The 20,533-nt window shown below is 65.4% G+C and carries 19 protein-coding genes; 6 read left to right on the top strand and 13 right to left on the bottom strand.

Translation table 11 applies throughout. The features are described 5' to 3' along the window. Window positions 1-132: 132 nt before the first annotated feature. Together asnB and WDX12_RS02840 are read left to right on the top strand one after the other, a co-directional pair. On the top strand, window positions 133-1,998 hold the full coding sequence (gene asnB / locus WDX12_RS02835) for an asparagine synthase (glutamine-hydrolyzing) (RefSeq protein WP_434723854.1): 1,866 nt from the start codon (window positions 133-135) through the stop codon (window positions 1,996-1,998). A gap of 151 nt (window positions 1,999-2,149) precedes the next feature. After that, window positions 2,150-3,793 (top strand): MFS transporter, encoded by a 1,644-nt coding sequence (locus tag WDX12_RS02840; protein WP_434723855.1) that lies wholly within the window; start codon window positions 2,150-2,152, stop codon window positions 3,791-3,793. A gap of 61 nt (window positions 3,794-3,854) precedes the next feature. Here WDX12_RS02840 and WDX12_RS02845 read toward each other — a convergent pair whose 3' ends face one another. The 10 genes from WDX12_RS02845 to WDX12_RS02890 all read right to left on the bottom strand — a co-directional run bounded on the left by WDX12_RS02845 (window position 3,855) and on the right by WDX12_RS02890 (window position 13,837). After that, a complete protein-coding gene (locus tag WDX12_RS02845) occupies window positions 3,855-4,211 on the bottom strand; it encodes a cupin domain-containing protein (protein WP_434723856.1) in 357 nt (118 codons plus the stop codon). Window positions 4,212-4,225: 14 nt separating this feature from the next. Then, window positions 4,226-5,611: an NAD(P)/FAD-dependent oxidoreductase gene (locus WDX12_RS02850; protein WP_434723857.1), complete on the bottom strand. Its 1,386-nt coding sequence runs from the start codon at window positions 5,609-5,611 to the stop codon at window positions 4,226-4,228. 78 nt (window positions 5,612-5,689) lie between these two features. Beyond that, window positions 5,690-6,802 (bottom strand): ABC transporter ATP-binding protein, encoded by a 1,113-nt coding sequence (locus WDX12_RS02855; protein WP_434723858.1) that lies wholly within the window; start codon window positions 6,800-6,802, stop codon window positions 5,690-5,692. After that, entirely contained in the window at window positions 6,799-7,596 is a 798-nt protein-coding gene (locus WDX12_RS02860; protein ID WP_065997370.1) for an ABC transporter permease, read from the bottom strand. The genes WDX12_RS02855 and WDX12_RS02860 overlap by 4 nt, the downstream gene beginning before the upstream one ends. Next, on the bottom strand, window positions 7,596-8,465 hold the full coding sequence (locus WDX12_RS02865; protein ID WP_434723859.1) for an ABC transporter permease: 870 nt from the start codon (window positions 8,463-8,465) through the stop codon (window positions 7,596-7,598). Before WDX12_RS02865 ends, WDX12_RS02860 begins: the two co-directional genes overlap by 1 nt. 23 nt (window positions 8,466-8,488) lie before the next feature. Continuing rightward, complete coding sequence (locus WDX12_RS02870) at window positions 8,489-9,562, bottom strand: extracellular solute-binding protein (protein ID WP_434723860.1); 1,074 nt, start codon at window positions 9,560-9,562, stop codon at window positions 8,489-8,491. Between the two features lie 37 nt (window positions 9,563-9,599). Beyond that, complete coding sequence (locus WDX12_RS02875; RefSeq protein ID WP_434723861.1) at window positions 9,600-10,268, bottom strand: helix-turn-helix domain-containing protein; 669 nt, start codon at window positions 10,266-10,268, stop codon at window positions 9,600-9,602. A gap of 320 nt (window positions 10,269-10,588) precedes the next feature. Further along, window positions 10,589-12,370, bottom strand: a complete 1,782-nt coding sequence (locus WDX12_RS02880; RefSeq protein ID WP_434723862.1) for a chloride channel protein — start codon at window positions 12,368-12,370, stop codon at window positions 10,589-10,591. Between the two features lie 214 nt (window positions 12,371-12,584). After that, window positions 12,585-13,094, bottom strand: coding sequence for a cupin domain-containing protein (locus tag WDX12_RS02885; protein WP_320293158.1), 510 nt, complete (start codon window positions 13,092-13,094; stop codon window positions 12,585-12,587). 14 nt (window positions 13,095-13,108) lie between these two features. Continuing rightward, window positions 13,109-13,837, bottom strand: coding sequence for an NAD-dependent epimerase/dehydratase family protein (locus WDX12_RS02890; protein WP_434723863.1), 729 nt, complete (start codon window positions 13,835-13,837; stop codon window positions 13,109-13,111). A gap of 62 nt (window positions 13,838-13,899) precedes the next feature. On the opposite strand from WDX12_RS02890, the gene WDX12_RS02895 reads away from it, so the two are divergent. Then, on the top strand, window positions 13,900-14,373 hold the full coding sequence (locus WDX12_RS02895) for a MarR family winged helix-turn-helix transcriptional regulator (protein ID WP_434723864.1): 474 nt from the start codon (window positions 13,900-13,902) through the stop codon (window positions 14,371-14,373). Between the two features lie 12 nt (window positions 14,374-14,385). Here the strand turns inward: WDX12_RS02895 and WDX12_RS02900 are convergent, their stop codons facing one another. Beyond that, window positions 14,386-14,685, bottom strand: coding sequence for a putative quinol monooxygenase (locus tag WDX12_RS02900; protein WP_434723865.1), 300 nt, complete (start codon window positions 14,683-14,685; stop codon window positions 14,386-14,388). 122 nt (window positions 14,686-14,807) lie between these two features. Here WDX12_RS02900 and flhA point away from each other — a divergent pair, with 122 nt between their 5' ends. Genes flhA through WDX12_RS02915 form a run of 3 tightly spaced genes read left to right on the top strand, consistent with a single transcriptional unit; the run spans window position 14,808 to window position 18,030 of the window. Further along, window positions 14,808-16,895 (top strand): flagellar biosynthesis protein FlhA, encoded by a 2,088-nt coding sequence (flhA, locus tag WDX12_RS02905; protein WP_320293154.1) that lies wholly within the window; start codon window positions 14,808-14,810, stop codon window positions 16,893-16,895. After that, entirely contained in the window at window positions 16,892-17,644 is a 753-nt protein-coding gene (gene fliR, locus WDX12_RS02910; RefSeq protein WP_320293153.1) for a flagellar biosynthetic protein FliR, read from the top strand. Before flhA ends, fliR begins: the two co-directional genes overlap by 4 nt. 2 nt (window positions 17,645-17,646) lie before the next feature. Further along, entirely contained in the window at window positions 17,647-18,030 is a 384-nt protein-coding gene (locus tag WDX12_RS02915; RefSeq protein ID WP_434723866.1) for a hypothetical protein, read from the top strand. 20 nt (window positions 18,031-18,050) lie between these two features. Here the strand turns inward: WDX12_RS02915 and WDX12_RS02920 are convergent, their stop codons facing one another. Further along, entirely contained in the window at window positions 18,051-19,430 is a 1,380-nt protein-coding gene (locus WDX12_RS02920) for a pyridoxal phosphate-dependent decarboxylase family protein (RefSeq protein WP_434723867.1), read from the bottom strand. 176 nt (window positions 19,431-19,606) lie between these two features. After that, complete coding sequence (locus WDX12_RS02925) at window positions 19,607-20,377, bottom strand: autotransporter outer membrane beta-barrel domain-containing protein (protein ID WP_434723868.1); 771 nt, start codon at window positions 20,375-20,377, stop codon at window positions 19,607-19,609. Between the last annotated feature and the right edge of the window lie 156 nt (window positions 20,378-20,533).

Here is a 20,533-nt window from a genome sequence, read left to right on the forward strand (position 1 = left end):
TGTTCGCAAGTCGCCAGATCGCTTGCGGCGGCGTTTCTTGCAGCTAGATTGTAGACGCGCCGGCATCGGCCGGTGCCTTGTCCTAAGCGATCTTCAGGAAGCGATGCATCAGGCAAGAACGGCCGGCGGGCCATGTGCGGAATAGCCGGCGTCTGGCGAAAGCGCGATCCGATCGGCAGCGGCGATCGCCGCGACGTCGTGCGCATGATGCAGGCATTGGCGCATCGCGGCCCCGACGATCACGGCAACTGGAACAACGCCCGCCTGGCGCTTGGCCACCGCCGGCTGACCATCATCGATCCATCGCCCGCCGCGCGCGAGCCGATGCTGACCGCGTCCGGCGACGGCGTGCTGTGCTACAATGGCGAGGTCTATAATTTTCGCGCGTTGCGCAAGACGCTGGAGGCGGAAGGCCTGACGTTCCGGACGGTGTCCGACACTGAGGTGGTGCTCCAGGCCCTGCATCACTGGGGTCCGCAAAAGGCGGTGCCGCTGTTCGACGGCATGTTCTCCTTCGCCTATTTCGATGCCCGCGACGGCGCCTTGTGGCTCGCCAGGGACAGGCTGGGCATCAAGCCAATGTCGGTCGCCGAAACCGGCGACCGCGTGCTGTTCGCCTCCGAGGACAAGGCGATCCTCGCCTGCCATGATTTTGCGCGCAGGATGGACAGGCGCGAACTGACGCTGCGGCTCGCCTGGCAGAGCCGCGATTCGAGCTACAGCGTTTTCGACGGCATCGAGCGGCTGCCGCCAGCAGGTCTGTGGAAGATCACCGGGGATGGCATCGACAAGCGCCGCTTCTGGCATGTCCTCGACATCCTTGAGACCGGGCGCATTGTCGGCGACAGGACCTCTGATGCGGAACACGCGACGACGCTCCAGACGCTGCTCGAGCAAAGTGTCGAGCTGCATTGCATCGCCGATGCCAGCCTTGCCACTGCCTGCAGCGGCGGCGTCGATTCCGGCCTGATCACCGCGCTTGCCAAACGCTTCAGGCCCGAGCTGCACGGCTATGTCGTCGACCCGAAGCTCGGCCGCAGCGAAGCGCAGGACGCCGAGCGCACCGGTCGCCATGTCGGCGTCAACCTGCGCCGGGTGCCGTTCGACAAGGACCGGTTCCTCGAGCTCTGGCCGCGCGCGGTCTGGCACCTTGAAACCGACGGCTGGCATGCCAGCCACGCCGCGCTGCTGGCGCTCGCCGAACAGTGCCGCGCCGACGGCGTCAAGGTGCTGCTCACCGGCGAGGGCTCCGACGAACTCTTCGGCGGCTACAAATGGCAGGCGTCGACGATGAGGCTCTGGCGCCAGTCCTGGCTGCAGCGCCTGTTCCGCTCGAAGACCAGGCGCGACCGCAAATTCGCCGAACTGCGCCGTGCTCCGTTCCGCAACTCGATCGGTCGCGGCTCGCCGACGGACCGCACCATGGCGCTCAGAGCCCTGTCGCCGGAGCTGAATTTCCTGCAGACAAAGCTGTTCGACAGGCTGGACGGCGTCGCGCCGCCCAGCGATCGCGCCTTCCTGGCGAGCTGTCTCTACGACCTCTACTCGCATCTGCAGGACCTGCTGCACCGGCACGACCGGTTGAGCATGGCGGCGTCCGTCGAGCTCCGGGTGCCGTTCCTCGAGAACCGGCTGATCGACTTCGCCCTTCATCTGCCGCGCAGGCAGAAATACCGCGGCGGAACCGGCAAGTGGCTGCTGAAAAAGGTCGCCGAGCGCCATCTGCCGCGCGAAAACATTCGCGCCGCGAAGAACGGCTTCGAGATGGCCGAGGCTTTTTCAGCCGGCACTCAAGGCTTGCTGCGCGGCGGTCTGCTGCGCGACGCGATGAAATGGTCTTCTTCCGAATTGGACGACCTGATCGACATGGCAAGGAGCCAGGAAACGTCGCGCCTGCGTCTCGTCGGCATGGAAATGCTGCTCAGGCTTTACATGGGCGGCGAGACGACAGGCGAGCTGACCGAGACCCTGCACGCCGAGACGAGAAGCGCAAAATAACCGAAAGTTGGTCCAGACCGACCAGATGCTTGGTTTAAAGCCTCGCCGACGCATTTTCGCCTTTGCCTTCCTGTTGTTGGACCGCACTCTTTGGCGAGTCGCTTGCCCTTCCGAGTGTGGCGAGCCTGTATAAGCGGACGAAGGCGCAACCATGATCGACGACGAGCCGGAAAGCGAACGCGTCTCCGCGCTGGCGCCGTTCCGGCACGGCATCTTCCGCGCCGTCTGGTCGGCCAGCCTGGTGTCGAATTTCGGCGGCCTGATCCAGGGCGTGGGCGCCGCCTGGATGATGACCACGATCGCCACCTCGCCCTACCAGGTGGCGCTGGTCCAGGCCTCCACCACCTTGCCGATCATGCTGTTCGCGCTCGTCGCCGGCGCCATCGCCGACAGCTTCAACCGCCGCAAGGTGATGCTGGTGGCGCAGAGCTTCATGCTGGTCGTCTCGGCGCTGCTGACCTTGTTCACCTGGCAAGGCTGGATGACGCCGTGGACGCTGCTTGCCTTCACCTTCCTGATCGACAGCGGCACGGCGCTGAACAGCCCCTCATGGCAGGCTTCGGTCGGCGACATGGTGCCGCGCGCCAAGGTGCCGGCGGCGGTCGCGCTCAATTCGCTGGGCTTCAACATCACCCGCAGCGTCGGCCCGGCCATCGGCGGCGTCATCGTCGCGGCGGCAGGCGCTGCGGCCGCCTTTGCCGCCAACGCCGTCAGCTATATCGGCCTGATCGTCGTGCTCGCCCGCTGGAAGCCGGCGCTGCCCGAGCAGACCCTGCCGCGCGAGTCGCTGGGCGCGGCGATGGGCGCCGGCCTGCGCTATGTCGCCATGTCGCCCAACATCGCCAAGGTGCTGGTCCGCGGTTCCGCCTTCGGCTTCAGCGCCGGCGCGGTGCTGGCGCTGCTGCCGCTGGTGGCGCGCGACGTCGTCAAGGGCGATGCGCTGACCTACGGCATCATGCTCGGCGCCTTTGGCATCGGCGCGGTCGGCGGCGCGCTGATCAGCGTGCGGCTCAGGCAGCTGCTGTCGAGCGAGGTGATGGTGCGCATGGCCTTTAGCGGCTTCGCGCTATGCGCCTTCAACGCCGCCGTCAGTCACAATGCCTGGCAGACATCGGCAGGCCTGCTCATCGGCGGCGCCTGCTGGGTGATCGCGCTCTCGCATTTCAACGTCACGGTGCAGATGTCGACGCCGCGCTGGGTGGTCGGACGCGTGCTGTCGATCTACCAGACGGCGACCTTCGGCGGCATTGCGCTGGGCAGCTGGATCTGGGGCGTCGTCGCCGACGCGCATGGCGCCGAGACCGCGCTGGTCGCCGCGGCGATGGCGATGCTCGCCGGCGGCGCCATCGGCTTCGTCCTGCCGCTGCCGCGGCAGACGGTGCTCAACCTCGATCCGCTCAACCGTTTCAAGGAGCCTATGCTGGCACTCGATTTGAAGCCGCGCAGCGGCCCGATCGCCATCATGATCGAATACATCATCCGCGAGGACGACGTGCCGGAATTCCTGGCGACCATGGCAGAGCGCGGCCGCATCCGCCGCCGCGACGGCGCCCGCAACTGGACTTTAGCCCGCGACCTCGAAAATCCCGGCATCTGGATCGAGCACTACCACACGCCCACCTGGGTCGAGTATATCCGCCACAACCGGCGTGCCACCCATGCCGACGCCGTGGTCGGCGAACGCATCCGCGCGCTGCACAGTGGCGAGAACCCGCCGCGCGTGCGCCGCATGATCGAGCGTCCGACCACCGCCGGCACGACGCTTGTCTCGCCCAAAGGCCCGATCGATCACTGATCGCACGTCGTCCGAGGCATGCAGCGCTTCCGGCAAACGGCCTGCGCCGAGGGGTCAAGGATCAGTCGGCGCTCTGGATCATGTAGAGCTTGCGGGTGGTCTCGTGGATACGCCACTCGCCCTTCCATCCCTGCGGCAGGACGAGAAGGTCGCCCGGCCCCAATTCACGCATCTCGCCATCGGCGCGGCTCACCGCGACGCGGCCGGAGATGATGTGGCATATCTCCGACGAGTTCGTGCGGTCGGCGGTGAAGCGTCCAGGCGTGCATTCCCAGATGCCTATGTCGATGCTCCCGTCCGGCGATTGGAAGAACGACCGCGCGGCCTCCAGTTGATCCCCTTCGAAAGAGGTCGGCTTCGGTGAAAAGGCGCCGATGTCGGCCTTGGCGAGGTCGTGGAAAGTCGAGAGATCGATCAAGATAGGCTCCAGTGTCAGTGGCCTGTGAGGCTGTCGGCCAAAGCGGCAAGTTTCGAAGTGTGGTTGAGCCCGGTGGCCTCGCGGTTATCGGCGATGCGGTAGAGCTGGTACATCGAATGCACGCCGAGCCAACGGAACGGCTCGGGCTCCCAGGGCCTGACCTTGCGGTTGACCCAGGGTAGCCGCGTCAGTTCGGTGTTCTCGCCAAGCACGAGATCGGTCAGCGTGCGCCCCGACAGGTTGGAGCTCGACACGCCGAGCCCGACATAGCCACCAGCCCAGCCGATGCGCGTCGCGGGATCGAGGCCGACCGTCGTGCACCAGTCGCGCGGCACGCCGAGCACGCCGCACCAGGCGTGGTCGATGCGGCATCCGGTTGTCTGCGGCAAAAGCGTCGTCAGGATCGTGTGCAGCTGGTCGATCGTCGCCTGCTGCGTCTGCCCGTTGACGTCGGTGCGCGAGCCGTAGCGATAGGGCACGCCGCGCCCGCCCATGGTGATGCGCCCCTCGCGCGTGCGCTGGGCATAGCAATAGGCATGCGCGGCATTGCCGAGCAGCTCGTGCCCCTCCCAGCCGATCTTGCGCCAGAGTTCTTCGGACAGCGGCTCGGTGACGATCTGCGCGCTGTTGAGCGCGAGCCAGGTCCGCTCTTCCCCCGGGATGCCGGCCGTGAAGCCCTCCGTGGCGCGGATGATGGTTTCGGCCCGCACCGTGCCGCGATCCGTGGTCACGACGCCCTTGGCAATGGCCGTGACCGTCGTCTTCTCGTAGATCGAGACACCGAGACGCTCGACCGCCAACGCCAGCCCGCGCACCAGCTTGGCCGGCTGCACGCGCGCCTGTCCATGGATGACGAAGCCGCCCATGACATTCCGGATGTTGATGCGCGCTCGCGTGGTGTCGGCGTCGAGCGCCTCGATGCGTTCGGGATCGGCGTCCCAGGAGCGGATCGTCTCGCACTCCTCGCGCACGCGTTCCAGCTGCGCCGGATTGGTGGCGACCGTCAGATTGTCGACGCGGCGGATGTCGGCGTCGATGCCTTCCTCCGTCGCCACCCGGATCACCTCGTCGACGCAGCCGGCCATTGCCTTCTGCATGGCGGTGACGCCTTGCCGCGTCGAGGTCTTGAGATACTTCTCGCGCGACCAGCCGAAGCCGCCCGACAGCCAGCCGCCATTGCGCCCCGAGGCGCCGAAGCCGGCGAACTCCCGCTCGACGAGCACGATGCGCAGCGAGGGCCTGGCCTTCTTCAGATAGTAGGCCGTCCACAGTCCGGTATAGCCGGCGCCGACGATCGCGACATCCGCCTCGATGTCGCCAGGCAAAGACGGACGCGGGGCCGGGATATGACCCAGATCCGCGTACCAGAACGAGATATCGCCGTTACGCTTGACTTGCATGGGATGGTTTCCGCCAAAGCAATTCCAGGAAAAGTGCGAAACGGTTTTCCGTCCGGAGTTGCGTTAAAACTAAGATGGTCAGGTGAGCGTCGTGTCGGCCGTGCTGTCGTCGGGCAGGAGCTTCGCGTCAGCGCCGTCGAAGCAAAGCTCGACCTTATCGCCGAGGCCGAAGCTGTCGCCAGCGAGCGGCGAGCGCACGATCGCGGTCGAGCCGTCGCCGAGCCTCACTTCGTATTTCGAGCCCGAGCCGAGATAGATCGCCTCGGCGATCGTTCCCGATAGTCGATTCGCGCCGGCGGCATCCTGTCCCGGCCGGCGGAGGGCAAGTTTTTCCGGCCGCAGCAGCATCACCGGATTGGCCTCGCCGTTGAGACGGCGCGGCGTGGTGACCATCTCGCCGGCGACGCTCAGAGCCGTGCTGGTGCCATCATTTTTCGCCTCGCCGCGCAGCACGGTGGAATCGCCGATGAAGCGGCCGACGAACAGCGTCGCCGGCTCGTCATAGAGCTGGCGGCCGGTGCCGATCTGCTCGATGCGCCCGCGATTGAAGACGGCGATCCGGTCCGACAGAACCAAGGCCTCCTCCTGGTCGTGCGTGACATAGACGAAGGTGGTGCCGAGCTCGCGGTGGATGCGCTTGATCTCGAGCTGCAGCCATTCGCGCAGCTTCTTGTCGAGCGCGCCGAGCGGCTCATCCATCAGGAGCAGCGGCGGATCGAAGACGATGGCGCGAGCCAACGCCACGCGCTGCTGCTGGCCGCCGGACAATTCGCTCGGATAGCGATGCGCGAAATCGCCCATCTTGACCATGTCGAGCGCCTTTGCGACGCGCGCCTTGCGCTCGTCCTGATTGATGCCGCGCAATGTCAGCGGATAGGCGACGTTGCGGCCGACCGTCATATGCGGGAACAGCGCGTAGTGCTGGAAGACGACGCCGATATTGCGCCTGTGCGCCGGCACGCCGACGACGCTTTTTCCCCCGACCGAGAGCTTGCCGCTGGTCACGTCGGTAAAGCCGGCGATCACACTGAGCGTCGTCGTCTTGCCCGAGCCGCTCGGCCCCAGGAGCGTCATGAACTCGCCGGGTTCGATCCTGAGCGAGACACCGTCCAGCGCCTTGAAGGCGCCATAGGCCTTGCTGACCGTGTCGAGATCGATCGCGGCGCCCCGATTTTCGGGTCTCGGGTTCATAGGCGTCCCTTCCGCTCGCGGCCAAGGAGGAGCATGCCGCCGCCGATCAGGATCGTGGTGGCGAACAACAGGATGGTGCCGACGGCCGCGACCGTCGGGTCGGCATCGCGCGTGATCGAGGAATAGATCTGCACCGGCAATGTCTTGAGATAAGGGTTTGTGATGAACAGCGACACCACGATCTCGTCGAACGAGGTGGCGAAGGCGAACAGCAGGCCCGACAGGATGCCGGGCAGGATCAGCGGCAGCGTCACCGTTCGGAACGTGGTCAGCGCACCGGCGCCAAGGCTTGCCGCCGCGGTCTCGAGCCGCCTGTCGAACACTTCGAGATTGGCAGAGACGGCGATCAGCACGAAGGGCAGTGCCAGGATGGTATGCGCAAGCACGAAGCCGGTCAGCGTTCCGACAAGCTGCGCATCGAGATAGACGGCATAGATGCCGATGGCCAGGACCACGCCCGGCACGACCATCGGCGTCAGCATCAACATGCGCAAGAGATTGGCCGGCCGCGCCTTCATGCGATCGAGGCCGAAGGCGGCGAGCGTGCCGAGCACCGTCGCCAGCACCGCCACCAGCGAGGCGACCTTGAGCGAGTTGAGGAAGCTGGTCGACCATTCCGGGTTGGTGGCGAAGTTCTGGTACCACTGCCAGGAAAAGCCCTGCGGCGGAAAGGCGAGCGACTTGTTCTGGTTGAACGACATCGGCACGACGACCAGCGTCGGCGCCACCAGCCATATCGCCACCAGCAGGCAGACAAGCCCAAGGATGACGCGCGTGAGCGGCTTCATCTCCATCAGCGTCGTCCCGCTTCCCGATGCCTCGACCGCATCACAGGAGCCGCAAGCGAGAGCAGCACGAAGGTCGCGACCAGCAGCACCACGCCCATCGCGCCGCCACGCCCCCATTGCAGCAGGCTCAGCACCTGCGTCTGCACCAGCGTCGACAGCATGGTCGAGCGCGGCCCGCCGAGCAGCGCCGGTGTGATGTAGAAGCCCAGCGCCAGGATGAACACGATGATCGCGCCGGCATAGACGCCTGGCAGCGACAGCGGCAGATAGACGGTGAAGAATGCGCGCGACGGCCGCGCGCCGAGACTCCGCGCCGCCTGCACCAGCCTGAGATCGATCCCCTTCATCACCGAGTAGAGTGGCAGGATCATGAAGGGCAAGAGCACCTGCGCCATGCCGATCACCACGCCTGTCTGGGTGCGGATCAGCCGGACGCCGTCGAACCCGGCCGATCTCAGCAGCGAATTGATGACCCCGGAATCCTGCAGCAGGATCACCCAGGAGAGCGTGCGCACCACGCCGCTCACCCAGAACGGGATCAAGACGCAGAGTATGAGAGCAAGCCGCACGCGCGGCCCGACGGCGGTCATCAGATAGGCGTAAGGATAGGCGCAGAGCACGCAGACCACAGTCACCCAGGCCGAGATCGAAAAAGTGCGCTGGAGCACCGTCAGGTTGACCGGCGCACCGAAGAACCAGGTGTAGTTCTGCAGGCCCCATTGCGGCTCCGACAGGCTGCGTAGCACGATGGTGATCAGCGGATAGCCGATCACCGCGGCCAGCAGCACGAGCGCCGGCAGCGCGAGCGCGTACGGCCGCCATGCCCAACCCACCCGTTGCGGGGCGGAAGGCGTCGTCGGTTCGAGCGCGCTCACGGGGTTGCCTCTCCTTCAGCCGGTCAGTTGCCGGCCATCAGCGCGGACCATTTCTCCTGCGCCACCGCGAAGTTCGGCACCCAGAACTTGAAATTCTGCTTGTAGCCCTGCTTCTGGCGGTCCGGCGTGTTGGTCAGGAAGGCCGCGACGGAATCGTCTACCTTGGGCTGCGCCTCGCTGTTGATCGGCGTGTAGGATGTCTTCTCCGCAAGAACCTCCTGTGACTGCTTGCCGAGATAGGCATTGATGAGCGCGTAGGACGCGTCCGTATCCTTGACGCCAACCGGGATGGTCATCTGGTCCATCACCACCAGCCAGTCCTGCCAGGCGGGCGCGTACTTTGCGCCGTTCTTGACCGCGGTCATGGCGCGACCGGTCCACATCATCAGCATGTCGGCCTCGCCGGATTCGGCGAGCTGCTGCGATTCAGCACCGGTCTTCCAGAAGATGGTGTCGGGACCGAGCTTGCGGACCATGTCGATGGCCTTGTCGATATCGGCCACGGTCATCGCCTTCGGATCGCCGCCGGCGACCTTGAAGGCCTGTTCCAGCAGGCCGCCGGTCGGGCTGCCTGAACCGTCGATGCCGCGCACGCCCGGGAACTTTTCGGTGTCGAAGAAGTCCGCCCAGCTCTTGGGCGGGTTATCCTTGTACTTCTCCTTGTTGTACATCAGGACGACGCCGTAATTCATCGCCGGCACCGAGCATTCGCCGACCTGGCCTTCCGGGATTTTCGAGACGTCGAGCTTCGTCAGATCGAGCTTCTGGAACAGCTTGCCGCAATAGACGTAGGGCGGCAGGTCGTCGGTATCGACGACGTCCCAGGTGACGTTGCCGGACTCGACCTGCGCCTGCAGCTTGGCGATCTCGGTCGGACCGTCATTGAGCAGCTTGACGCCGGACTTGTCGACGAACTCCTTCAGCGCCGCCGCCTGGCCGTCCTGGTAGATGCCGCCATAGGAGACGAAGGTCAGGGTCTTGCCTTTGAGCGATCCCTCCTTCACCTCGCCCGCCACGGGCTTGTCCTGCGCGAAAGCCGCGCCGGTCAGAACGCCAAGCGCCAAGACGGCACTGATGCCATATGTCGATTTCAGCATAACGATAACTCTCCCATTCATACCCGCGTTTGATCGGTTACCTGGCGGCGGGCGGTTTCCAGGTCGTGTATTGGTCGAGCTCGGCGCGCGCCGAGGTCGGCGGCGCGATGATCCACATCACTTCGGCCCGGCCGCTGCCGATGTTCTCCGTGCGATGCGGGGTGGAGGTGGTGTATTCGACGCTGTCGCCCTCTTCGAGGACATGGCGCGCCTCGCCGAGCGAGACCTCGACGACGCCGCGCAGCACGATCAGCATCTCATGCGCGTCGCCATGCGTGTATTGGCCGGAGCCGGTCGAGCCGCCGATCTCGAACTCCCCGACATAGACTTCCATGTCGCTCAGCGGCGGCCGCGAAAGCAGCATCTTGCGGCAGCCGTCGCTGGGCGGCAGGCTTGGCCGCTCGCTGCGCCTGAGCACGCCATGGTGATTTTGAGCCGTGCTCTCCGCAAACAGCAGCGCGACGCTTACCCCGAGCGCCGAAGCCATCTGATTGAGCGACGCCGTGCTGGCGCCGGTCAGGCCGCGCTCGAGCTGGCTGATGAAGCTGGCGCTGGTGCCGGTCGCCTCGGCGAGGTCGCGCAGGGAAAGCCTGCGGGCAAGGCGAAGGCTCTTCAGCCGCATGCCGAGCACCTCTTGGGCGGCTGTCGCGACCGAACCGTTCTTGGTCCCGATCGGAGCCTGGCCTTTATCGGAAGCCTTGGGCATCTCGTTGTTCTCCACTGCACATTTTGTACAGTGACACTGTACAAATAGCAAGCGGGGAGAATCCGTCGCTGCGGCTGTGTCCTCCCAACATCGTCATTCTATGGCGGAGCGCGAAGCGAAGCGCGCAGACCATAGAATCCATGCCGTTACCTGTGAGCTTCGCAGCGGCGCAAAAAGCCTCTGTCTTGCGCCGCTTTTACTACTCGCCCGAGGACACGGCATGGATTCTATGGTCTGCGCGTCCGCTTCGCTCCCGCTCCGCCCGTGGATGACGAAGTTTGGGCGCCTCGGCTAATCTCCGGGGTGGCGATGCGCCAAAACTACCCCTCGCCCGACAGGTCGCGCCGCGCCTTGTCGAGTTCTTCGGCATAACGGCGCATCAGATGGCTTTCGGTGAGCAGGCCAAGCACGATGCGTTCGTCGAAGTCCTCGACCACCGCCAGTTCTTCGGCCCCGGTGCGCTGGAAGGTCTCGGCGGCGGTCTGGACATTCATCGACGGCACCAGCACCGCGTCCTTGAACTGGGCGAGCGCGCTGACCGGCGTATCGCCATCGGAGGGATCGCTGTGCAGCTCCGGCACCAGCAGCATGCCGACATATTGGTCGGCCTGTTCGACGGCGATGACGCGCTGCCCGGAACCGAGCGGTATCTCCTTGCGGAATTCGGAGAGCGTGGTCGAGGCGGGAATGGTGCGGACGTCCTTGCGCATCATCGAGCCGACGGTGAGGCTGCGCATCCAGCCGACGTCATGGGCGCTGCGGATCGTCTCGCCGCGCAGGTGGAAACGCCAGGTCGAGAAGGAGTAGCCGAAGGTCTCGCGGACCAGGATCGCCGACATGATCGAAGCGGCCAGCACCACGCCGGTGAGCGTCAGGTCGCGGGTGGATTCCAGCGCCAGGAACGTCATGGTCAGCGGGCCGCCGACGACGCCCACCGCAAGCGAGGTCATGCCAACCACGGCGGCGACCGCGGGGTCGATGCCGATCGAGGGCGCGGTCATCGCCATGACGCCGGCAAAGACCTTGCCCAGCAAGGCTCCCAGGAACAGCGAAGCGAAGAACAGGCCGCCGCGGAAGCCGGAGCCGAGCGAGATGGCGGAGGCCGCCAGCTTCATCACGAAGACGCTCGCCACCACCGGCAGCGTGTAATTCATGGCGAACTCGCGATGCAGCGCGCCATGGCCGCTGGAGAGCACCTGCGGCGTGACCAGCCCGAGCAGGCCGACAAAGATGCCGCCGATGAAGGGCCTGACCGACGCGTCGATCGACAGCCGCACAAAGAGCTGCTCGACGATGCTCACCAGATGCATGATGGCGATCGAGGCGGCCCCGCCGAGCAGTCCGAGCAGCATGAACGGCACGTATTCACTGGCTGTCAGATTCGGCAGGCCTGAGAGTTCCAGCGGGAACGGCACGCCGCCGAACATTTCCGCCGTCAGCGAAGCGGCGATCGCCGCCGTCATCACCGGCGCCACATTGGCGACGGAATAAATGCCGATGACCAGCTCGAACCCGTAGAACGCGCCGGTCAGCGGCGCGTCGAAGGCGGCCGAGATCGCGCCGGCCGCGCCGCAGCCGACCAGCATGCGGACGTCGTTGCGGCGCAGCCGGAACGCGCGCGCAAGTCGGGAAGCAATGCCGGAGCCGATCTGCGTATAGCCGGCTTCCAATCCAACCGAGCCGCCGAAGCCGCTGGAGATCATCGTCTGCGCCACGATGATGAAGGTGTCGGTGAGCGACATGCGCCCGCCATAGAGGGCGTTCGCCTCGATCGGGTCGACCGGCGTGCGGAACTTGCGCTTTCTGAGCCAGATGACGGAAAGGCCGAGCAGCAGGCCGCCGATCGCCGGGAACATCGCCTGCACCGGGTCGGCGAGCGAGAACATCGCCGAAAGCCGGCCGCCGGGCTGCACGTCGAACAGCAGCCAGTGCATGCCTTGCACCAGCGCGCTCATGCCGGTGACCAGCGCGCCCGCGATGACGCCGACCATGCCGGCCATCAGCACGATCACGATGCCGCGCGCCTCGAGCACGGGGATCGAACTGATCAGCACCGCGCGAAGCCGGCGGGCGTAGACTTGTGGGTCGTTTCTGGCAGGCAACGGAACGGCTCGCCGGTATGCGAAGGATAAACAGCTGCCGTGCCTGATACGCGCGGCGGCCTTGCGTGGCAATCGCAATGCCGACCGCTTATGGCGCCATTTTGGCGTTGCGCGAATTAGCGTAATGCATGTCGCCTAGAAGTGTGCAGCGGTTCTGGGACAACGACATGCATACAGCAAAGGAAGGCTCCCCGCCGCGATAAAGGCGATAGATTTAGTTGGGTAACGGAATGGTCAGCGGTCCGCAGTCGTCCCCCGCGACGAAGATCGCCAGCAGCTCGGCCGGCTCGGTGGCGCTGGCGTTCTCGGCGAAGGAATGGATCGCGCCGGGCGCTTCGAACCAGGTCTGGCCCATTGTGTAGGTGACGGCCGGCCCGCCTTCCATCTGCGAACGCAGCGCTCCCTTGATGACGAAAGCCGTCACGGAGCCCGGGTGGCGATGTCGCGGCGTGTAGGCGTTGGGCGGGAATTCGACCAGCGCCGTGGTGATCGAATGCCCAGGCACATTCGGCAGCCTTTCGCAGGAGAGCGGCCTGACTGTGGTGGTCGGACGCGCCGCCGCCCCTTCCCCGGCATCGGCCCCCATCATGTCGATATGCGCGTCCATTCCACCAGCGATGGTGGTTGCCCTGTTGCTCTGGACTACGGCCATGCCAAGCAACCCCGAAGCGATGGCGGCGACGCCGAGCAGCGCGAGGCTTCTCGAAGAAACATCTTCGATCATGACGGCAACTCCGTTCATCCGGCCAGGCGAAAGCCGGCGTGCCAGCCGAGCTCGCGGACGGCTTTGTCGGTCGTGATATGGCCGTTCGGCTCCGCGACATTGAAGGCGCCCTGTGCGCCCCGCTCGACGGCAAGCAAGGCCGCGTAAGCGGCGGCGTCGACATGCACCGCCGGGTCCGCGGCAACTTCCACGCCGGTGCCTGGACCGTAGAGGTGGCCGTAGCGCAGCACGATGCCGGTGATCGGCGAGGCGCCGAGCACATGCCTTTCCAATGCAATGACGCCGCCGACGCTGACGGCACGACCGCCTTCCGCGCCGCCGTCCAACGCGTCGGTCTCGGCATGCGGCTCAGGCCCCGGCGCGTAGGCCCAGGCGATGCTCTGCGCGATCAGCCGCCTTGCGCCGACCACCTTCGCCGCCTCGACGAGGTTGCGGGTTCCTTCATCGCGGATGTGGGCGTTGCGCGCGGTTGCCTCGGCCATTTTCGATGGGTCGAGCCCGGCCGGCAGGTCTGTGAGCTGGTGGATGACGATCTCCGGCTTCGCCGCCAGGACAGCCGCGCGCAACCCGTTCGCATCGAACACATCGACCACCACCGGATCGGCGCCGAGCGCTCCAAGATCTTCGGCTTTTGCCGCCTGGCGCGTCGTCGCCGTCACCTCATGGCCGGCCGCCGCCAGCTGCGGCACCAGCCGGCGACCGATCGCGCCCGAGGCGCCCGCGAGAAAAATGCGATGGCCCATCGTCTTTCGCTCCTTGCTGTGATAATATCAGAGTACGAATAACATATAAGAGCACTGATACCATGCGCAAGGGGAATTCGTCCATTCCGTCCGCCGGTGAAGGCAAGCGCGGCGAGCAAGGCTATCTGGGCTACCTGCTGCGCCAGGCGGCCGGCGCCTATCGCCTTAAGGTGGAGCGGGCGCTGGATGAATTCGGCGTGACGCAGGCGCAGTTCGCGGCGCTCACCATGATCTCGGCCTATCCCGGCCTGTCCAATGCCGACCTGGCCCGGCTCGCCGTGCTGACGCCGCAGACGGTGAGCGTGATCGTCGGCAATCTGGAAAAAGCCGGCTCCCTCATCCGTCGGCCGCATGCCGTCCACGGCCGCATCCAGCATCTCGACCTCTCGGACAGCGGTCGCGCCTTGCTGAAGAAATGCCGGGAACGCGTCTACAAGCTCGAAGGCGAGCTGACCGCCGGCCTCTCCGCGGAGAAGGAGCGCGCGGTGCGGCGCTGGCTGGTCGCCGTCGCGACCGCGGACATGGCTCAGACTTGAGAGGCGACGCTTTCAGGTCGGCGCGCCGCCGCCCGTCTCGTAAAGCGTGAGCTGGCGGTCGCCGATGCCGAGCTCCGCCCAGCTCGCGCGCCATTTCGCGATATGCGCCGACTTGAAATGCGCTTCGAGCGCGGCGCGGTCGCTCCAGGCTTCCGAAACATGGATGAGCCCGGCGTCCAGCACATCCTGCGCGTAGGAATAGCCGAGACAGCCCGGCTCGGCGCGGCTCGCCAGGATCATGCGTTGCATCACAGGCTTCGCCTGTTCGAGCCTGTCTGGCGGCAGCCGGATCGTGCCGATGATCAGGAGCATCTGCCTTCCTTTCGCAAGACCGTGTCCAGGTCCCGTAGCCACTCTCCCACCTTCGCGCAAGCTTGGGGGGTTACGGTCGAGGGCCTGCCCCTGTGCGTGGCGGGTCTTGATTTGGGGACGATATGGCGATCAGCGAAACACTCCCGTCGGGCCTTGTGGTCAAGAACGGCCGCGACGTCTTCTTCGCGCTGGGCATCGTCTTCATCCTGGCTGTGCTGTTCCTGCCGATCCCGGCCTTCCTAATCGATATCGGCCTCGCCTTCTCGATCGCGCTCTCGGTGCTGATCCTGATGGTGGCGCTGTGGATCCAGCGGCCGCTCGACTTCTCGTCCTTCCCGACCGTGCTGCTGATCGCCACGATGCTGCGCCTGTCGCTCAACATCGCCACCACGCGCATGATCCTGTCGCACGGCAATGAGGGCACGCATGCCGCCGGCTATGTCATCTCGGGCTTCTCCAAGCTGGTGATGTCGAGCGACTTCGTCATCGGCCTCATCGTCTTCATGATCCTGATCGTGGTGAACTTCATCGTCATCACCAAGGGCGCGACCCGTATCGCCGAAGTCGGCGCGCGCTTCACCCTCGACGCCATCCCCGGCAAGCAGATGTCGATCGACGCCGACCTTTCCGCCGGCATGATCGATGAGAAGACGGCGCAGCTGCGCCGTCGCGAGCTGGAAGAGGAATCCTCCTTCTTCGGCTCGATGGACGGTGCCTCGAAATTCGTGCGCGGCGACGCCATCGCCGGCCTGATCATCACCGCCATCAACATCGTCGGCGGTATCGCCATCGGCTACCTGCGCCACGGCATGGGCCTCGGCCAGGCGGCCGACGTCTTCATCAAGCTGTCGGTCGGCGACGGTCTCGTCACACAGATCCCTGCCCTCATCGTCTCGCTCGCCGCCGGCATGCTCGTCTCCAAGGGCGGCACGCGCGGCTCGGCCAACCAGGCGATATTCGGCCAGCTCGGCGCGCATCCGCGCGCGCTCTATGTCGCCTCCTCGCTGCTGGTCATCCTCGGCCTGATGCCCGGCCTGCCGCTGTTCCCCTTCTTCGCGCTTGCCGGCGGCATGGCCAGCCTCGGCTACATCATCCCGCTGCGACAGAACCGCGAGCACGCCGCTGCCGAAGCCCTGAAGACGCAGGAGAAGGCGAACAAGGTCGAGGAGGAGAAGAACTCGGTCAAGGCCTCGCTGGTCACCGCCGAGATCGAGCTTCTGATCGGCAAGCAGCTTTCGACCAGGTTGATGGTGGCGCACCAGGAACTGGTGTTCCGTATGTCGAAGATGCGCAAGAAATTCGCCCAGCAATATGGCTTCGTTGTGCCGGAGGTGCGCGTCGCCGACGACTTCGCCATCCCGCCGAAGAGCTACCAGATCAAGGTGCACGGGACGGTCGTCGCCGAATACCAGATGCGCGTCGGCGAGATCATGGTGCTGCTCGGCACGCGCGGCGTGCCGGAGATCCCCGGCGAGGAAATCCGCGAGCCGGCCTTCGGCATGCGTGCCTATTCGGTGCTCGAAACCTTCGCCGAGGACCTGAAGCGCGAGAACTTCACATTCGCCGACAACATGTCGGTGCTGCTCACCCATCTCTCCGAGGTGATCCGCAACAATCTGCCACAGCTCCTGTCCTACAAGGACATGAAGGCGCTGCTGGAGCGGCTCGACCCTGAGTACCGCAAGCTCGCCGACGAGATATGCACCTCGCACATCTCCTATCCCGGCCTGCAGGCGGTGCTGAAGCTGCTGCTCGCCGAGCGCGTCTCGATCCGCAACCTGCATCTGATCATCGAGGCCATCGCCGAGATCGCGCCGCATGTGCGCCGCACCGAGCAGATCGTCGAGCATGTGCGCATCCGCATGGCGCAGCAGATCTGTGGCGACCTCTCCGAAGGCGGCACGCTCAAGGTGCTGCGGCTCGGCAACCGCTGGGACCTCGCCTTCCACCAGAGCCTCAAGCGCGACGCCAAGGGCGAGGTGCGCGAATTCGACATCGATCCGCGCCAGCTCGAGGAATTCGGCCAGGACGCCACCAAGGCGATCCGCAAGCATCTCGAGGCCGGCGAGCGCTTCGTGCTCGTCACCGCGCCCGACGCGCGCCCCTATGTGCGCATGATCATCGAGCGGCTGTTCACGACGCTGCCGGTGCTCAGCCATGTCGAGATCGCCAAGGGCGTCGAGATCAAGGTGCTCGGAACCATCTCGTGAACGCGCTCTCGCAAGGCGTCGTCATCGCCGCCTTCCTCGCCTTCTGCCGCATCGGCGCCTGCTTCATGCTGATGCCGGGCCTGTCGAGCGCCCGCGTGCCGCTGCAGATCAGGCTGTTCGTCTCGCTCGCAGCGACCGGCGGCCTGCTCGCTTTCCTGTGGGACCGCATCTACCCGTTCGTCGATCCGCGCCCACAGGTCCTGGCGCCGATGATCGTCTCCGAGTTGCTGGTCGGCGGCCTGATCGGCGCCATGACGAGGCTCTACATGGAGGCGCTGCGCTTCATGGGCTCCGCCATCGCCATGCTGATCGGCTATGGCGGCTCGGGCGGACCGGCGATCGAGGAACCGGAACCGCAGGCGGCCCTTGCCGCCATCATCTCGTTCTCGGCGCTGCTTCTGCTCTTCGTCTTCGACTTCGACCATGAGATCGTCAAGGCGCTGGTCGCCTCCTATCAGGTCGCCCCGGTCAACGTGTTCTTCAACCCACAGGCGGCGCTGGTCGACGTCACCGACACCGTGTCGGACGCCTTCTTCCTGGTCATCCGCCTCGGCAGCCCTTTCATCGCCTATGCCATCCTGGTCAATCTGACGATCGGCTTCGTCAACAAGCTGACGCCGCAGATCCCGGTCTATTTCATCTCGCTGCCCTTCGTCATCGCCGGCGGCATGATCATCTTCTATTTCGCCGTCGGCACGCTGCTGTCGCTGTTCGTCGACGGCTTCGTCGACCTCACGCTGGCGAGATAGCCATGACCACGCGAAAAGACCGCCTGAAGAAACTGGTCAAGGTGCAGGAGCAGTTGAAGGCGCTGCACGAGACCCGCCACGCCGGCTTCCTCGCCGCCGCCGTCAAGGCCGAGGCGGAGGCCAGGGACCTGATCGAGCATTTCGAGACCGACGCTTCGCTGGGCTCCCTCTTTCCGGAAATCTATCATCGCCGCATCACCGGGGCGCTGGAACGCCAGAAAAAGAGCCTGGAAGATGCCAAGCAGGAAGCCGCGCTCATCGCCACCGCGACGGCGCGCACCAACATGGTCGAGCGCGCCTACAAGGACGTGCGTCGCCGCGACGAGCGCGAGCGCTCCGACCGCGAGCGGCTCGATCTCATCACGCAGAAGCGTTGGGAAGAGTGAGTGCAACGCGCCTCAGCGCTTCAGGCGTTGAGTTCGTCAGCTGCGGCGATCACTTCGGAAACGATCTCATAGACGTTTGCCGGCTCTGTCCGATGATTGACGAAGCAGGCACGCAGCGCAAAGTGACCGTTGATGCTGGCATTGGAGAGATACACGCGCCCACGTGCAATCACGCGCTGCAGGATGGCTTCGTTGCTTTTGACGCGATGGCGGAAGCACACGGCGCTAAGAGGCACCGGCGCGAGCAGTTCGAGTTCAGGACGTGCCCTGACAGCATCGGCGAGTAGCTGTGCGTGCAGCAGATCGCGCGAGATGGCCTCTCGATAGGCTTCGCGTCCGTGGTATTGCAGGGACAGCCAGAGCTTGAGGGCGCGAAACCGGCGGGAAAGCTCGATCGATTCCTCGAAGAAGGCGAACGCTTCGCCGGGGTCTTGGTTGAAGACCCTGACATAATCTCCGCTGTGGGAGAAGGTCTTCCGCGCGGCGTCGCGATCGCGATAAAGCAGGCAACCGCAGTCGATGGGTTGGTAGAGCCACTTGTGCGCGTCGAGGGAAATGGAGTCGGCCAGGTTCAGTCCTTCGAATTTTTCCGGGACCGCCAGCGCTGCCAAGACGCCGAAAGCACCGTCGACATGGAGCCAAATTCCTTCGGACTTCGCGATTTCCGCGATTTGCCGCAATGGATCGATTGCTCCGGTGGCCACCGCGCCCACACTGGCCACGATAGCCACCGGGGTGTTCCCGAACTTCCGGTCGCTGGCGATGGCGGCTTCGAGAGCATCGGTCCGCAAACGAAAATCCGCGTCGACCGGGATCAGCCGAAGATTGCTGCGGCCCAGGCCCAGCAGCGCAATGGCCTTGGGAATCGACATATGCACTTGTTCGGATGCGTAGACCACACCCGGTCGAGCCCCCTCCTCGTTGGCGGCCAGCGCCTTCTCCCGCGCGATCGCCAACCCCATCAGGTTGGCCATTGAACCGCCGCCGCACAGACTTCCGGCAAAACCGCCGCAGCCGATCGCCTCAGCGAGCCATCCGATCACCGCGCGCTCGATGGTGATTGCGGCGGGAGCTGAACGCCAGGACGTAGTGTTCTGGTTGAAAACCGATGTGAGAAAATCGCCGACGGCCCCCACCGGTTCACCAGAGCCGGCGACGTAGCCGAAGAAGCGGCCAGTGCATGGGCGGACGTGTTCGGCAATCACTCTGACGTCGTCCAGAACTTTGCTCCCTCGCCCCTCATCCGACCATGGCCGGTCGAAGAGGCGCGCCGTCTCAGACCCGCTGGTCGAGGGATAGGATGGCCGCTCCTCCAGCGAAGCCCAGTACTCGGCGGCGAAATTTGTGGCCTCCGACATGAAAGCCAGCAATTCGCGGTTGGAAATTTCGAGCGCGCGCATGAACATCCCCGCCCAAAGCTCAAGGCGCAGGTTAGGTCGTTAGCCCGGCTGCGACAAGGCTTAGGCTATGCCGGCACATCTCCAGATCAAACGATGGCAGGCGTGTCGCGCTTCAGAATTGTGTCGAGAAACTCGCCTTGAAGGCATTCTCCATCGCGCCGGAAGCGAATTGGCCGTCATAGCTGAAGCCGAGGCGCCGCCGAGGTCGACATCGACGCCGGCCTGCAGCGCCACCGCGTCGCGTGCGATCGGCACGCCGAACACGGTGAAGCCGTCGCCGCCGTCGAACGAAAGCCGCGCCGCCGGCGCATCCGCGAAGGCATGGCGCCAGCCGAGGCGCGCGCCTCGAAGCTCGTGCCGACGACGACGATCTTCTGCGAGACCCGCGCGCCAAGCGTGGTGAATGTGGCGTCGCTGCTGAAGCCGCCCGAAGACAGGGCCGCCGCGCCGCCGTCCTCGGCGAAGCCGTCGGTCGACAGATGGACATAGGCGAGATTGGCGAACGGATCGAGCTTGAGCGCGCCGAGATCGAAGGGGCGCGACGCCTCGCCGAACGCCTGCAGCGTGCTTGCGCCGTAGCTGGCACTCAGCTCATCGCTGAAGCCGACAAAGGCCGGGCTGCGGCTGGTGTCGATGTCGTGATGGCTGTAGCCGGCGCCGAACTTCAAGCGGACGCTGTCGATGGCGCCGCCGCCATAAGCGCCAAGATGCACGCTGGCGATGTCGGCGGAGGACGCTCGGTCGTCGATATCGGGCGAGGTGACGCTGATCCCGCCGAGGAAGCCGAGCGTCCAGCCGTCGCCGACGGCGGCGTCGATACCGGCGAAGAAGGCGCCCGTGTTGGCGTCGGCATCGGCGGCGTTGCCGTCGCTGTCGAGCGAGCGGGCAAGCCCGGCGCCCTGCATCCAGAACCCCCTGGCGCCGGGCTCGGCGACAGTGGCGGGCACATATGGACAGATGCGGACAATTCAGGACACGAGGACGCGCCGCACATCGCCACGGTCCGGTTCGGCTCGTGGATCGGCCTGCCGCGGCGCGATTTGACGGTGTAACGACGAATCGTCGCTGCTCTTTCGCCGGCTGCCGATCACGCCGCCGTCATC

The organism is Mesorhizobium sp. RIZ17, assembly GCF_051127865.1.
GTDB classification, from domain to species: Bacteria; Pseudomonadota; Alphaproteobacteria; order Rhizobiales; family Rhizobiaceae; genus Mesorhizobium; species Mesorhizobium humile.

Excerpts from the sequence above, each read along its gene's own strand:
- asnB (WP_434723854.1), top strand. The coding sequence starts at position 133 with ATGTGCGGAATAGCCGGCGTCTGGCGAAAGCGCGATCCGATCGGCAGC.
- WDX12_RS02840 (WP_434723855.1), top strand. The coding sequence starts at position 2,150 with ATGATCGACGACGAGCCGGAAAGCGAACGCGTCTCCGCGCTGGCGCCG.
- WDX12_RS02850 (WP_434723857.1), bottom strand. The coding sequence starts at position 5,611 with ATGCAAGTCAAGCGTAACGGCGATATCTCGTTCTGGTACGCGGATCTG.
- WDX12_RS02855 (WP_434723858.1), bottom strand. The coding sequence starts at position 6,802 with ATGAACCCGAGACCCGAAAATCGGGGCGCCGCGATCGATCTCGACACG.
- WDX12_RS02860 (WP_065997370.1), bottom strand. The coding sequence starts at position 7,596 with ATGGAGATGAAGCCGCTCACGCGCGTCATCCTTGGGCTTGTCTGCCTG.
- WDX12_RS02870 (WP_434723860.1), bottom strand. The coding sequence starts at position 9,562 with ATGCTGAAATCGACATATGGCATCAGTGCCGTCTTGGCGCTTGGCGTT.
- WDX12_RS02875 (WP_434723861.1), bottom strand. The coding sequence starts at position 10,268 with ATGCCCAAGGCTTCCGATAAAGGCCAGGCTCCGATCGGGACCAAGAAC.
- WDX12_RS02885 (WP_320293158.1), bottom strand. The coding sequence starts at position 13,094 with ATGATCGAAGATGTTTCTTCGAGAAGCCTCGCGCTGCTCGGCGTCGCC.
- WDX12_RS02890 (WP_434723863.1), bottom strand. The coding sequence starts at position 13,837 with ATGGGCCATCGCATTTTTCTCGCGGGCGCCTCGGGCGCGATCGGTCGC.
- WDX12_RS02895 (WP_434723864.1), top strand. The coding sequence starts at position 13,900 with ATGCGCAAGGGGAATTCGTCCATTCCGTCCGCCGGTGAAGGCAAGCGC.
- WDX12_RS02900 (WP_434723865.1), bottom strand. The coding sequence starts at position 14,685 with ATGCTCCTGATCATCGGCACGATCCGGCTGCCGCCAGACAGGCTCGAA.
- flhA (WP_320293154.1), top strand. The coding sequence starts at position 14,808 with ATGGCGATCAGCGAAACACTCCCGTCGGGCCTTGTGGTCAAGAACGGC.
- WDX12_RS02915 (WP_434723866.1), top strand. The coding sequence starts at position 17,647 with ATGACCACGCGAAAAGACCGCCTGAAGAAACTGGTCAAGGTGCAGGAG.
- WDX12_RS02920 (WP_434723867.1), bottom strand. The coding sequence starts at position 19,430 with ATGCGCGCGCTCGAAATTTCCAACCGCGAATTGCTGGCTTTCATGTCG.